The 13,278-nt window shown below is 69.9% G+C and carries 15 protein-coding genes and 1 tRNA gene; 12 read left to right on the top strand and 4 right to left on the bottom strand.

Features of this window, described 5'->3' with window-relative positions:
- Positions 1 to 35: 35 nt before the first annotated feature.
- From AKG07_RS09005 to AKG07_RS08990, 4 genes are read left to right on the top strand one after another with little or no spacing between them, the layout of a single operon-like run.
- On the top strand, positions 36 to 230 hold the full coding sequence (locus AKG07_RS09005; RefSeq protein ID WP_201778454.1) for a cupin domain-containing protein: 195 nt from the start codon (positions 36 to 38) through the stop codon (positions 228 to 230).
- Between the two features lie 23 nt (positions 231 to 253).
- The gene (locus AKG07_RS09000; RefSeq protein WP_053097560.1) at positions 254 to 544 is read left to right on the top strand and encodes a DUF4287 domain-containing protein; all 291 of its coding nucleotides are present in this window, start codon (positions 254 to 256) and stop codon (positions 542 to 544) included.
- Positions 545 to 600: 56 nt separating this feature from the next.
- Positions 601 to 1,245, top strand: coding sequence for a dihydrofolate reductase family protein (locus AKG07_RS08995; protein ID WP_053097559.1), 645 nt, complete (start codon positions 601 to 603; stop codon positions 1,243 to 1,245).
- A gap of 45 nt (positions 1,246 to 1,290) precedes the next feature.
- Positions 1,291 to 2,268, top strand: coding sequence for a 1,4-dihydroxy-2-naphthoate polyprenyltransferase (locus AKG07_RS08990; RefSeq protein WP_053097558.1), 978 nt, complete (start codon positions 1,291 to 1,293; stop codon positions 2,266 to 2,268).
- Between the two features lie 30 nt (positions 2,269 to 2,298).
- Here the strand turns inward: AKG07_RS08990 and AKG07_RS08985 are convergent, their stop codons facing one another.
- Positions 2,299 to 2,583, bottom strand: a complete 285-nt coding sequence (locus AKG07_RS08985) for a DUF4229 domain-containing protein (protein WP_053097557.1) — start codon at positions 2,581 to 2,583, stop codon at positions 2,299 to 2,301.
- 39 nt (positions 2,584 to 2,622) lie between these two features.
- A complete protein-coding gene (locus tag AKG07_RS08980; RefSeq protein WP_053097556.1) occupies positions 2,623 to 3,516 on the bottom strand; it encodes a hypothetical protein in 894 nt (297 codons plus the stop codon).
- 152 nt (positions 3,517 to 3,668) lie between these two features.
- Here AKG07_RS08980 and AKG07_RS08975 point away from each other — a divergent pair, with 152 nt between their 5' ends.
- From AKG07_RS08975 to AKG07_RS08955, 5 genes are all read left to right on the top strand, one after another.
- Positions 3,669 to 4,649 (top strand): glycosyltransferase family 2 protein, encoded by a 981-nt coding sequence (locus AKG07_RS08975; RefSeq protein ID WP_053097555.1) that lies wholly within the window; start codon positions 3,669 to 3,671, stop codon positions 4,647 to 4,649.
- Positions 4,646 to 6,004, top strand: a complete 1,359-nt coding sequence (locus AKG07_RS08970; RefSeq protein ID WP_053097554.1) for a polysialyltransferase family glycosyltransferase — start codon at positions 4,646 to 4,648, stop codon at positions 6,002 to 6,004. The genes AKG07_RS08975 and AKG07_RS08970 overlap by 4 nt, the downstream gene beginning before the upstream one ends.
- Positions 6,005 to 6,010: 6 nt before the next feature.
- A complete protein-coding gene (locus tag AKG07_RS08965) occupies positions 6,011 to 7,234 on the top strand; it encodes a cytidylyltransferase domain-containing protein (RefSeq protein ID WP_445928291.1) in 1,224 nt (407 codons plus the stop codon).
- Between the two features lie 85 nt (positions 7,235 to 7,319).
- Positions 7,320 to 8,192: an N-acetylneuraminate synthase family protein gene (locus tag AKG07_RS08960; protein ID WP_053097553.1), complete on the top strand. Its 873-nt coding sequence runs from the start codon at positions 7,320 to 7,322 to the stop codon at positions 8,190 to 8,192.
- Positions 8,189 to 9,580, top strand: a complete 1,392-nt coding sequence (locus AKG07_RS08955; RefSeq protein ID WP_053097552.1) for a DUF6716 putative glycosyltransferase — start codon at positions 8,189 to 8,191, stop codon at positions 9,578 to 9,580. Before AKG07_RS08960 ends, AKG07_RS08955 begins: the two co-directional genes overlap by 4 nt.
- A gap of 34 nt (positions 9,581 to 9,614) precedes the next feature.
- Here AKG07_RS08955 and AKG07_RS08950 read toward each other — a convergent pair whose 3' ends face one another.
- On the bottom strand, positions 9,615 to 10,550 hold the full coding sequence (locus AKG07_RS08950) for a hypothetical protein (RefSeq protein WP_053097551.1): 936 nt from the start codon (positions 10,548 to 10,550) through the stop codon (positions 9,615 to 9,617).
- A 136-nt stretch (positions 10,551 to 10,686) separates the two neighbouring features.
- On the opposite strand from AKG07_RS08950, the gene AKG07_RS17650 reads away from it, so the two are divergent.
- Positions 10,687 to 10,762 (top strand) — tRNA-Met (locus tag AKG07_RS17650).
- A 17-nt stretch (positions 10,763 to 10,779) separates the two neighbouring features.
- Here AKG07_RS17650 and AKG07_RS08945 read toward each other — a convergent pair.
- Positions 10,780 to 11,391 carry a TetR/AcrR family transcriptional regulator gene (locus AKG07_RS08945; RefSeq protein ID WP_053097550.1) on the bottom strand — a complete coding sequence of 204 codons (612 nt, stop codon included), beginning with the start codon at positions 11,389 to 11,391 and terminating at the stop codon, positions 10,780 to 10,782.
- Positions 11,392 to 11,461: 70 nt separating this feature from the next.
- On the opposite strand from AKG07_RS08945, the gene AKG07_RS08940 reads away from it, so the two are divergent.
- Both AKG07_RS08940 and arfB read left to right on the top strand, forming a co-directional pair.
- Positions 11,462 to 12,775 (top strand): MFS transporter, encoded by a 1,314-nt coding sequence (locus AKG07_RS08940; protein WP_233277235.1) that lies wholly within the window; start codon positions 11,462 to 11,464, stop codon positions 12,773 to 12,775.
- Positions 12,776 to 12,809: 34 nt separating this feature from the next.
- Positions 12,810 to 13,247 (top strand): alternative ribosome rescue aminoacyl-tRNA hydrolase ArfB, encoded by a 438-nt coding sequence (arfB, locus tag AKG07_RS08935; protein WP_053097548.1) that lies wholly within the window; start codon positions 12,810 to 12,812, stop codon positions 13,245 to 13,247.
- Positions 13,248 to 13,278: the final 31 nt, after the last annotated feature.

The following is a 13,278-nucleotide window of genomic DNA, read 5'->3' as shown; positions in this document are numbered from 1 at the left end:
TAGGTCGTTCATCACGGCCTGTCGAGACTGGGCTCATGAACACCACGTCATCTGCTCTCGCAGCCGTCGCCACGGTGGGCGCGGACACGATCGTCGCCTCCGCCGGTGACACGGCCACGGGCCCGGCCTTCGTGCCACACTCCTTCACGAACATCGGTCGCGGAACGCTGCGCCTCATCGGCATCCATGCGTCCGCCACGATCATCCAGACCTTCCTCTCCGAGGACTGACCCACGACACACCAGGAGCACCCATGTCCTTCCAGGCATACCTCGACAAGGTCGAGACGCAGACCGGCCTCACCCCGCGGCAGTTCATCGAACTGGCGAAGGAGCAGGGCTTCGACGAGACGACCAAGTCCACCGTCGTCCTCAACTGGCTCAAGCAGGACTACGGTCTCGGGCACGGGCATGCCCAGGCGATGGTCCACGTGATACTCAAGGGGCCGAAGATCAGCGACAAGCACGTCGGCAAGGGCGGCGCGCACGGCGATGCGTCCGACACGCTCTGGCTCGACGGCAAGGACACCAACCCCGACGGCTGATCCCGCCCGCCACCGCACGACCGAGAACACCCAGAACACCGCACCGAGGAGCCCGTATGGCAGTCCGCGTCGATCTCAACGTCTCCCTCGACGGATTGGCGACGACCACCGACCAATCACCCGAGAATCCGTTCGGCGAGGACTGGTCGCGTCTGGTCGGGGCGTACACCGCGACGCGGACGTTCCGCAGCCGCGTGCTCGGCGACACGTCGGGTGCCGGCACGACCGGCGTCGACGAGAGATACGCCCAGGAGTACTTCGAGGGCGTCGGCGCCGAGATCATGGGTGCCGGGATGTTCGGTCTGCACCAGAACCCCGATGACACCGAGTGGCGCGGATGGTGGGGCGACGAGCCGCCGTTCGAGGTGCCGGTCTTCGTGCTCACGCATGCACGGCGCGAGCCGATCGAGTTCGCCAACGGGACCGTCTTCCACTTCCTCGAGACGACCCCGGAGGAGGCGCTCGCCCGGGCTGCAGCGGTGGCCGGCGACCGGGACGTGCGCGTCGGCGGCGGCATCGACGTCGTGCGGCAGTTCCTGCGCAGGGGCCTGGTCGACCGGCTGCACCTTGCGGTCAACCCGCTCGTGATCGGCAGCGGGCAGCGCATCTGGGACGGACTGCGCGGCATCGAGAACGACTACGAGCTGCGTTCCGAGGTGGCCGAGAGCGGTGTCATCCATCTGAACTTCCGCCGAGACTGAGGCGCAGAGGGGGCGTCGATCGGCGCCCCCAGTAGGATTCCCTGCGTGGCAGCATCCTCGAAGCGCAAGAAGAATCAGCCCCGTGTGAGCGGCAATCCCGCGAAGCGGGCGAGCGGCAATCCGGCGACCCAGACCGCCATCGACGCCGGGCCCGTCACAGTCCGCGACTGGATCGGCGCCGCACGGCTGCGCACTCTTCCGCTCGCCGTCGCCCCCGTCGTCATCGGCACCGGCGCCGCACGCAGCACCGGTCCGGAGTTCCACTGGGTGATCGCGCTCGCGTGCCTCGCGGTCGCCGTGCTGCTGCAGGTCGGCGTCAACTTCGCGAACGACTACAGCGACGGCATCCGGGGCACCGATGCCGTGCGCGTCGGCCCGGCCCGCCTGACGGCATCCGGTCGGGTGAAGCCCCGCACCGTGCTCGTCGCCGCGTTGGTCTTCTTCGCACTCGCTGCGGCGGTCGGGGTCGCGATCGTGGTCCGCACCGAGCAGTGGTGGATGCTGGCCATCGGCGCCGCGTGCATCATCGCCGCGTGGTTCTACACCGGCGGCAAGAGGCCCTACGGGTACAACGCTCTCGGCGAGGTGTTCGTCTTCATCTTCTTCGGCCTCGTCGCGACGCTCGGCACGACGTGGGTGCAGGCGTTCGAACTGCCCCAGCAGGCGTGGCTCGGGGCGATCGCGGCGGGCCTCTTCGCCTGCGCCGTGCTCCTCGCCAACAACCTGCGCGACATCGATCAGGATCGCCTGGTCGGCAAGCGCACGCTGACGGTGCTGATCGGCAAGCGCGCGACCCAGGTGCTCTTCACGCTGTTCGTGATCGTGCCCTTCGGCATCCTCGCGTTCATCGCGCTGCTGTACCCGATCGCGTGGATCGGGCTGCTCGCGCTGCTCGCCGGGCTCCCGGCCATCCTGATCGTCTGGACCTATCGTCAGGCGAAGGAGCTCGTCACGGCCCTGGCGCTGACATCGCTGACCGCACTGCTCTATGCCGGTGCGTTCTTCTGGGCCCTCGCCGGCTGAGCCGCCGATCGAACCGGCTGGCGCTGTGCGTCAGGCCCTCTCGGCGCCGTCGATCGCGTCGTCCTCGACGTCGGCGTCCTTCTGCGCGGCGGAGCTCTTGCCTTCGCGGCGCTCGACGATCCGGGCCGAGGCGTCGGTGAGCGGCCGGCGCAGGAACAGCATCGAGATGCTCACGCCGATGAGCGCGGCGAAGATCGCGGCGAGCCACCAGTACTCGCGGAAGATCGGGAAGAAGAACCACATGATCGCCAGCGGCACGAGGAAGGCCAGCAGACGCAGCACGGTGTAGACGAGGAAAGGTGCACGGTTCTTCACCTGCCCAGTCTACGTTCGCGACCTGAGGGGTCAGCTGTGTCAGCCGTCGATGCCCAGCGTCCGGAACGGGATGCCGCGCACGACGCGCTTCCACGGGTGCTCGCCGAGCGACCACAGCAGCTTCTCGTCGAGGTCGAGCGCGAGGTCCTCGCAGCCGACGGGCAGCGGCACCCGGTCGCGTGCCAGCGAATCGCGGTTCCCCGTCCACAGGACGCCGGGTCGCATGTGATCCGACTGCGAGACGAAGTGCCGGTCACCCCAGCGGACGGCGCCCTGCATGTGCGTGATCCCTGGTGAGAAACGGCTGATCTCGCGGAACTCGTCGCCATCGCCGTCCGGCACGGAGAACTCGCCGATGCGTCCCTCGTCGTCGCGGGTGTACTCGCCGATGAGCACCCTCCGCAGGGGCACTCCCTCGTCGTCGTAGACGCGGCCGAGGTACGAGCAGCGGAGGTCGAGCGGGTGCACGCGGGTGCGCACCGCGACGAGCGCGGTGGCCCGCAGACCGCGTCCCCGCGCGCCGGCGAGGTGTCGCGCCTCCGGGCCGCGGACGCGCCGGATGTCGGCGAGGTCGAACTCCCAGATGCCACGGCCGGTGGCTGCGACGAACAGGCGGTCGTCGAACCACGCGAGTCCGCCGGCGTGGATCCGGGCGGGCTGGAGCTCGCCGTCCTCGTCGATCGCGAGCAGCACGTCGAGATGTCGGGAGCGCTCGAGGTCGACGAACGCGACCCGCGATGCCAGGTGGTGTCCGTCGAGCTGCTGCCGGAACCAGCTCACGGCGAGAGTCCGACGCCCTTGCCACAGGCCCAGGTCGATGCCCTGCGGGTACCAGCGGCGGGTCCAAGTGCGGGCGCTCAGCCACCGCAGGTCGACCGTGCTGCGGCGCTTCTGCCGCACCGGGCGCCACGTCGTTCCGAACGGCCAGAGCATGCTCCCATCGTCGCCGATCCCCGGGCGCGGTGCGAATCCGGCATCGCCACGCCCGGTCGACCGAGATCACGTCACCGCGCGTTCACCCGCAGGCCGCCGACCGGCAAGGAGCGCCTGAGAGCATTCCGACACCGTCGACCCGGGGGAGTTCTGTGCGCACACCGCTCGTGACCGTCATCCTGCCCGCCAAGGACGCAGGCGCCTACATCGGCACGACGCTCGAGACGCTGACACGGCAGTTCGACGATCCCGCCGCGCTCAAGCTGGTGGCGATCGACGACGGCTCCCGTGATGACACCGGCATGCTCATGCGACGTTACGCCGAGCGCTTCCCGCACGCCGAGGTCATCGTCAACGCCCGGCCGAAGGGGCTCGCGAGCGCCCGCAATCAGGGGCTCGAGCGGGTCGACGGCGACGCGTTCTGCTTTCTCGACGGCGACGACTGGATGCAGCCGGGGCGGCTCTCGGTGCTGGTGCGCCGACTGCATGAGCTCCGCTGCGACCTGCTCCGCACAGATCACGTCACCGTGAAGGACGGCGTGCGCACCCTCGTGCCGGCGCCTCACCCGTGGCGCGAGGCGGTCGGCTCTCCGCGCGACGCGATCCTGCCCGAGAACGAGCCGACCATGGTCGACTATCCGTTCGCGTGGGCCGGCATCCTGCACCGTCGCCTGATCGACGAGGGAATCGCGGGGTTCACACCCGGCCTGTTCACCGCCGAGGATCGTCCGTGGATCTGGCGTCTGCATCTGCAGGCCCGGTCGTTCGCGGTGGTCGACGCTCCTGCCCTGCTCTACCGCCGGGGGGTGTCGACATCGCTGACCCAGGTGCGCGATCGCCGCCAACTGGACTTCGTGCGGGCGATGGGCGAGGTGCTCGACATCGTCGAGGTGGATGCCGAGGCCGACCGCTTCCTCCCGAAGGCCGTGTGGAGCGTGATGGCCCTCTCGTCCCGGCACCTGGTGCGATCGAGGCGGATGACGCCGTCGCTGCGCGCCGAGATGCGCGCGGGCCTCCGCGGGCTGCTGGCCCGCCTGCCCCAGAGTGAGACGACGGCCGTGCTGTCGCGCCTCGACGGGCCGCGTCGCCGAGTGCTCGCCCCGCTGCTGCGTGCGGTCGGACGTGCGGCATGACCCAACTCTTCGCGGTGCACAGCGCCTATGGGCTCGCCACCGTCGCCGCCGCGCTCGACGGCGGGCTGCTCGGCGAGCACGGCGAGCGCGTGCTCGTGCCGTTCGTGTCCTCGCGGGTGCCCGAGACGTCCGTGGGCATCGTCGCCGACCCGGCGCTCGCGAGCCTCCGCGACCGGTTCGACCGGATCGAGGATCTCGACGCGCTGCTCGGTCCGCTGCATCCGTGCTCCTGGAAGCCGGATGCCGCCGACCTGCCGCTGCTGCGGCGACTGCTGACGAGGGCATGGGGGATCGACCCCGGCGACCCCGAACTGCTCGTGCAGAGCCCGCAGGTCGCCCCGGCGCGCGTCCTGATGCAGATCTTCCCTCATGCGCGTCTCACGATCATCGGCGACGGGCTCATGACGTACTCGCCGATGCGGGTGCGGATGCCGCACACGATCACCGCTCGGATCGGCCGCGTCGTGCACGTCGACGTGGTGCCGGGGGTCACACCGCTGGTGGGTTCGCCCGTCGCGACGCCGGTGCCGGTCTCACCCGATCTGTTCCGGGCGGTGCTCGCCGAGACCGCCGAGGCGGTCGACGACACGGCGGAGCTCGAGAGCGCGCTCGACGGAGAGCCGACAGTGCTCGTCCTCGGCCAGTACCTGTCCGCCCTCGGCCTGGTCGGCGAGCGCGAGGAGATCGCGCTGCAGAAGGAGATGATCGATCGTGCGGCCGGCCGGCGACCACAGCACATCGTCTTCAAGCCGCACCCGTCGGCGCCGCCTCGGCTCAGCGACGCGCTGCGCGACCGAGCAGCGGTCCGCGGCATCGACTTCCGCGAGTACCGCGGCGCGCTCGCCGCAGAGGCGCTGGCCGAGCGGGTCGATGCCAGGGCCGTCATCGCCGGGTTCTCGACGGCGCTGCCGACCGTCCAGGCCCTGTTCGGTCGAGAGATCGAGGCGGTGGGCACCGACACCGTGCTCGCACGTCTGACCCCGTACGAGAACAGCAACCGGGTGCCTGCGACGATCGTGGACGCGCTGACCAGGCCGGACTCCCCGTATCGCGATCCGGCGCGCATGCAACTCCTGATCGACGCGGTCGGCTACGTCATGCAGCCCGTCGTCGCCGCACACCTCCGCGAGCGTGCCGAGCAGCTGCTCTCCGGCATCCGCCCGTCCGATCGCGATCGCTACTTCGCGCCCGAGAGGCTGATCGAACTGCGGTTGCCCGGGGCCCCGCGCGAGACGGCGATCCGTCGCGTGCTGCGCCCGGTGGGCGGCATCGGTCGAGTCGAGCAGGTGCGGCTCACCGTGCTCGCCGCGCGGCGCAGACTCTCGCGTGCCTGGCGCGTGCTCAGAGGGCGATGACGGACGATGACGGGCGATGACGGCGAGGGGACGAGCGGCATGATCGAGCAGCAGCAGCAGCAGCAGCAGAGGACGGATGCCGGCAGGGTCGTCGCGATCATCCCGGCACGTGGCGGGTCGAAGGGCGTGCCGCGCAAGAACCTGCGCCGTGTGGGCGGTGTGCCTCTCATCGAACGCGCCGTGCGCACGGCGCTGGAGGCCGAGGGCATCGACCTCGTGGTGGTGTCGACCGACGACGACGAGATCGCGGCGGTGAGCGAGGCGGCCGGGGCGCGAGTCGTGCGGCGTCCGACCGCGATCTCCGGCGACACGGCGTCGTCGGAGTCGGCCATCCTGCATGCTCTCGACGAGCTCGCCGCCGGGGGAGACCGGGCTGACGTGGTGGCCTTCCTGCAGGCGACATCGCCGTTCATCCCGCGCGAGGCCCTGTCTCGTGCCGTGCGCGAGGTGAGCGCGCGTCGGGCGGACAGCGTGTTCGCGGCCCATGAGACCTACGGATTCCTCTGGGCACGCAGCGCGGATGCCGACGCAGCCGTCGCACTCAACCACGACGCCGCGCGTCGCCCGCGTCGCCAGGATCGCGAGCCGCACTACCTCGAGACGGGCGCGTTCTACGTCTTCCGCGCTGACGGCTTCCGTGAGGCGGAGCACCGCTTCTTCGGCCGCATCCGCGTCGCCGAGGTGCCCGAATGGACGGCGATCGAGATCGACGACGAGCAGCAGCTCCGCATCGCCCGAGCGCTCGCCGCCCTTCACGAGAGCCCGGACCGGGTGCCGGTGCGAGCGATCGTGACCGACTTCGACGGCGTGCACACCGACGACACGGCGACGGTCGACGCCGACGGCATCGAACGGGTGCGGGTGAGCCGGGAAGACGGCATGGGGGTGTCGCTGCTGCGGCGGGCCGGCATCCCGATGCTGATCCTCTCCACCGAGGTCAACGCGGTGGTGCGGGCTCGGGCCGACAAGCTGCGCGTTCCGGTGCTGCACGGAATCGACGACAAGGAGTCCGCGCTGCGCGGGTGGGCCGAAGAGGTCGGCATCGCGCTAGCCGACATCGCGTACCTGGGCAACGACGTGAACGACCTGCCGGCGCTGCGCATCGTCGGCTGGCCGGTGGCGGTGGCCGACGCGCATCCGCTGGTGCTCGAGGCCGCCAGGGTCGTGCTGACGCGCCGGGGCGGCCACGGCGCCGTCCGAGAGCTGATCGAACGGGTGTTGCCCGCCTGACCGGTGCCGGTAACCCTCCTGTCGTTCGGCGTTCACCCCCGGCGCGTACTCAGGAGAGAAGGCCATTTCGACGACCGGAGGAACCATGACTGTCAGCATCGGCTCACGCGTGATCGGCGGCGGTCACCCCGCCTATGTCATCGCGGAGATCGGCCTCAACCACAACGGCGACGTCGACCTCGCCAAGCGCCTGATCGACGTCGCGGCGAAGGCGGGAGCCGACGCCGTGAAGTTCCAGAAGCGCACCCCTGAGATCTCCACCCCCGAGCACATGCGCGATGTTCCGCGCGAGACTCCATGGGGCACCATGAGCTACCTCGACTACCGCCGCCGCGTCGAGTTCGGCCGTGACGAATACATCGCGATCGGCGATCACGCCACGATGCTCGGGCTCGACTGGTTCGCGTCGCCGTGGGACGTGCCGAGCGTCGCCTTCCTCGAAGACCTCAATGTCGTGGCGCACAAGGTCGCCTCCGCGAGCCTGACCGACACCGAGCTGCTCGTCGCGCTGCGCGAGACCGGCAAGCCCGTCATCCTCTCCACCGGCATGTCGACGATCGAGCAGATCGATCGCGCCCTCACGACCCTCGGCACCGACCGGGTGGTGCTGATGCACGCCACCTCGACGTATCCGCTCGAGCCCGAAGAGGCCAACCTGCGCGCGATCGCCACCCTGCGCGACCGCTACCCCGGTGTTCCGGTCGGATACTCGGGCCACGAGCGGGGGCTGCAGATCTCGCTCGCCGCCGTCGCGATCGGAGCGGTGGCCGTCGAACGCCACATCACGCTCGACCGCACGATGTGGGGCTCCGACCATGCGGCATCCCTCGAACCCGCCGGACTCGAGCACCTCGTGCGCGACATCCGCGTGATCGAGATGGCCCTGGGCGACGGCGTCAAGCGCGTGTTCGACAGCGAGCGGGCGCCGATGGCCAAGCTGCGCCGCATCCCGGCATGAGCGGATCCGGTTCGCTGCGGGTCGTCGCGATCGCCGACGCCGACTCGTTCGTGAAGTGGTCGGCGTCGCTGCTCGGCAGCGTGCCCGGCATCCGTCCGCACCTGCTGCTCGTGCAGACGCCGCTGACCTCCAGCCTCGACCAGCAGCGGAGTGCGCTGGCGGGCACGGGGATGCTGTCCGACGATGTGACCCGCCTGTCCTTCGCGCGCGTGAGCGCCTGGCTCGAGGGGCAGCGTCCTGACGTCGTGCTGCTCGCCGGCCGCGGCCCGTTCGTGCGCCTGTTGGGCCGGGTCGTCGACGGGCTCACCGTGCGACCGGTCGTCGTCGCCGGACTTCCGGGCATGGCCGTTCCCGCGCAGCGCGGTGCGCTGGAGTACCGGCGGAACGCAGATCTGCTCGTCGTGCACTCGCATCGGGAGGAGCGCGCGTTCGCCGAGCTGGGTCGCCGGATCGGCGTGCAGGTGCCGACGGCGCTCGCGACCCTGCCGTTCGCGAGATCCCGATCGCGGATGGTGGCGGCTGATCGGGCACGGGTGATCGCGGCCGAGTCCGGAGGATCGTCCGGAACCCTCGTCGCCGAGAGGCCGGCCGAGCCCCGGGCGGTGCGGATGCCGGCGACCGACATCGTGTTCGCGGCCCAGGCCCTCGTGCCCACCGACCGGGAGGAGCGGGCCGAGATCGCGGCCACTCTCGTGCGCGCGGCGGAAGCGGACCCGAACCGCCGTGTGGTGGTCAAGCTGCGGTCGCGGCCCGGTGAGTCGGAGACGCATCTCGAACGCGACGCGTACCTCGATCTGCTCCCTGCGAGGCGTCCGGAGAACCTCGTCGTCTCGTACGGATCCATGGCACAGGCGCTGTCGACGGCGGCCGGACTCGTCACGGTCAGCTCCACCGCGGCGGTCGAGGCGGTGGCGCAGGGGGTGCCCGTGATCGCCCTCGACTCGTTCGGAGTGAGCAAGAGCCTGTTGAACACAGTGTTCGTCGGCAGCGGTCTGCTGGGCGGGCGCAGCGAGGTCGTGGCCGGGCGCTTCCGGCATCCGCACCCCGTCTGGCTGCGTGACAACTACTTCCACCCCTCGGCCGAGTCGACCTGGTGGGAGCACGTCGAACAGCTCGTCGCGCTGCGCCGCGCCGGGGGACTCCCGGCGAAGCGCGTGCCGGCGGCCCGCGGTGGCGCGATGCACGAGGCGTGGCATCGCGCGAGTGTACTCGGGGCGAACGACCGCACACTCCGCGGAACCGCGGCGCTCGCCGTCGGCGTGCCTGCCACGGCGCTGCTCGGCGCTCTGCGGCGGGGCCGATCGTCGGCGGGCAGCGGCACCTGGGCCGACGCGTCGACCGATTTCACGCTCGAGCCGAACCCCTTCCACGACTCGATCCGGCGCTGAGGGCGCTGCCGACCCCTCACACGGCTGAGTGCCCTCACGCGGCGGACGGTCGAGGCGCGGCGATCGACGGCGGGTTCGGGTCGTTCCACCGCTGGAAGGTCTGCACCCACCAGAACGTGGCGAACAGGATCAGCGCGACGGCCTCGCCGATCAGCACGACCGGCGTCTCACCGAAGGCCTGACGGAAGAGCAGAGCCACCACCAGCAGCACGAGGTCGGCGATCATCAGCCCCGAGATCCACCGATAGATCGTGCGCTGTCGGGGCGTGGGCGGCGTCTCGTCCGGGTCGAGCGGCCCTCCCGCGTAGAGGATCGGGACGGCTGCGAACACTCCGAAGAACAACAGGGTCGCTGCGAAGTGGATGCTGTTGACCGGCCAGAAGTTGAACGGGAAGTGCTCGTTGACCGCCGGAGCGAATCCGAGCGCCACGACCACGACCGCGGTCACGAGCGCGATGATCGAGACGAGCATCGCCGAGCGATTCGGGGTGCGGGTGCGGCGACGGATCAGCGCCATCGTGACCACGACCGCCACGACCACCACGGCGTAGACGGCGATTCCCGCTTTCGCGCTTGCGACGGCGTCGACGGGGATGCACTCCTGCGCCGTCGGGCACGACATCCGGTCGACCGCGCGCGGATCGGCGATGCCCACGGGAACGATCGCGATGAGCGGCGCGAACACCGCGCACACGTCGAGCAGGGTCGTCGCGCGACTGCGTCCCGAGAGCGCGAGCAGGGCCACGGATGCCGTGATCAGGGTGCCGACGAAGACGTCGCGGACCGGTGTGTAGAAGGCGTGGCTGATCGAGGGCAGCGGGTTCCAGCCGAAGATCAGGGGTGTCCACGACACGACGATGCTCTGCAGCACGACAGCGAAGATCAGCGCGACGACGATGAGAACCAGCGCCAGACGCAGGTAGCGATGCGTCTTCTGTCCGGTCGTGACGGGGGCGTCTGCGGCTGCCATGATCGTGACGGTACACCGCCGGGCCGACGCCGACGTGTGACGCCCCGCGACGGTCTTTGTCATGCGCGGACTCACTCTGTCAATCCCCGCAACGTTCCTGGTCTTCCCGGTCGGGGCCGGGTAGCGTCATTCCCATCGCGGCGATCCGGGCGGTCCCGGGCCTCAGCTCATACCTGATGGCGTTGCGGGTTCGACTCCCGCCGTCGCGTCCACTTCACCGGTGACGCAGTCAGTCCTCGCCGGTGATCCGCGCTTCGACCGGCGCCCATCCGTTCTCGAGCACGGTGAATCCGGCGGCGAGGATCCCGAGCTGGTCGTCGCTCTCGTTGACGAGCAGCTGCATCTGCAGCACGAACCGCGAGTACACGCGGATCTCCGGGGTGGCCAGGGTCAGTCCCAGTTCGACCGCGATCGCATCCGCGAGCGCGTCCTCGTGTTGCAGCCACATCCGGGCGGCGTACTCACGCAGCGCCGGCGTCTCGTTGAGGAACCGCGAGAAGACCTGCGACACCTCCGCGCCGTGCTCGGCGAGGTTCGCGTGCACCTCGGCCGTGTAGAAGTCGTGGATCGCGCGGTTGATGGTGACGCCCGGGGCGCGGTCGCGAACGGCGGAGACGAGCCGGTCCCGCTGCTCGTCGTCCTCGTCGAAGACGAGCGCCTCCTTCTGCGGAAAGTGCGCGAACACCGTCGTCGGGGAGACGTCGGCGGCATCCGCGACCTCGCGGATGCTGACGTTGTCGAACCCGCGCTCGAGGAACATCATCGTCGCGACGTCGGAGATGTTCTTGCGCGTCGCGGCCTTCTTGCGCTCGCGGCGACCGATCGGCTCAGCGTTCGTCATGTGTCCACGATATCGCGAACCCGATCCGGAAGTGGCGTGACAACAAAACTGGTATTGATACAGTTTCGGAGTGACTTCACTAAACACATCGCTCGCGCGCAGCGACAAGCGCGCCTGGACCATGCTCATCGTGCTGACGATGCTCACCGTCGTCGGCATGACCGTCGTGCTTCCCGTCCTGCCGTTCGTCGTGCTGCAGTACGTGTCGCACGAAGGCGACCTCGCCATCTGGGTCGGCATCCTCGAAGCGATCAACGGCCTGTGCGCCTTCCTGGTCGCCCCCTTCCTCGGTCGCCTGTCCGACCGCTTCGGGCGACGACCGGTGATCATCGCCGCCGCCTTCGGAGCGGCGTTCGCCATGGCGCTGTTCGGCATCGGGGGAGCGATCTGGGTGCTCGTGCTCGCGCGTGTCATCCAGGGACTGACCGCCGGCGACCTTCCGGCCCTCTTCGCCTACCTCGCCGACATCACGCCGCCCGAGAAGCGCGCTCAGCGGTTCGGTCTGCTCGGTGCGCTCTCGGGAATCGGCATGATGATCGGACCCGCGATCGGCGGACTGCTCGCGGCCGTCAGCCTGCAGCTGCCGGTCTTCCTCACCGCAGCCGTCGCCCTCGTGATCGCGATCCTCAGCATCTTCCTGCTGCCCGAGAGCCTCGCGCCCGAGAACCGGATCGAGCGCATCTCGGTGCGCGAGATCCAGCCGTTCGGCGTCTTCAAGGAAGCGTTCGGACGCAAGGAGCTGCGTGGTCTGATGATCGGATTCGGCCTCCTGGCGCTCCCGTTCGGCTTCTTCGTCAACAACTTCAGCGTGCTCGCGCTGGACTCGATCCAGTGGGGGCCGACGCAGATCGGTCTGCTCACGGCAGGCGTCGGCATCATCGACATCCTCATCCAGGGCGTGCTGCTCGGCATCCTGCTTCCTCGCATCGGCGAGCGCGGCGTGATCATCAGCGGCATCGTGGCGCAGGCGATCGGACTGGCCGGGCTCGCTGTCGTCGCGTCGATCTTCGCGCAGCCGTGGGTGTTCATCGTCGGTGCGCTGATGCTCGCTGCAGGGCAGGGCGCCTCGACCGCGGCGATGGACGGAGCCATGTCGAACGCGGTCGGCGACGACGAGCAGGGCTGGCTGGGCGGAGCGACGCAGTCGCTCAACGCCGCGATGAACACGGCGGCCCCTCTGATCGCCGGTGCGCTCTATGTCACGGTCAGCCATGCGGCTCCCTACTGGCTCGGCGTCGCGCTGATGATCGTCGCCGTGATCGTCGTGTCCCGTGCGCACATCGCGAACACGGCGAAGAAGGACGCGCGGACGCACGATGTTGGGGCCGAGGTCGAGACCGACGCGAGGGACGTCCCGGTCGCGGTCACCGACGCCCGCAGCTGAGACGCAGGCTCCGCAGCCGGGGGATGATGGATACATGCCCAGTCCTCATCGCCCCGGTCTGCGGGTCTCGTCGGGTCTCACGATCCCCGAGGCCGAGCTGTCGTGGCGTTTCTCGCGGTCGTCGGGCCCCGGCGGACAGGGTGTGAACACGGCGGACTCGCGGGTCGAACTCCTCTGGGATGCCGCGGGCAGCACGACGCTCACCCCGCACCAGCGTGATCGCCTCCTCGATCGGCTGAGCGGGCGTCTCGTGAACGGCGTGCTGACCATCGCCGCATCCGAGCACCGCGCCCAGCTGCGCAACCGCGACGCCGCACGTGAACGACTCGCGAGCATCGTCGCCGAGGCGCTGCGTCCGCCGGCGCCGCAGCGCCGCGCGACCAAGCCGAGTCGAGGGTCGAAAGAGCGGCGGCTCAAGGCGAAGCAGCGGCGCACCGATGTCAAGCAGCTGCGCAGGCGCCCGAGCGACTGACCCGCGCATCGCACCGACAAGGTGAGGTCCG

The sequence above is a fragment of the Microbacterium sp. CGR1 genome (assembly GCF_001266755.1).
Classification (GTDB): Bacteria; Actinomycetota; Actinomycetes; order Actinomycetales; family Microbacteriaceae; genus Microbacterium.
The sequence above is the reverse complement of the archived record's forward strand: the minus strand, read 5'-3'. Positions and strand labels throughout refer to the sequence as shown.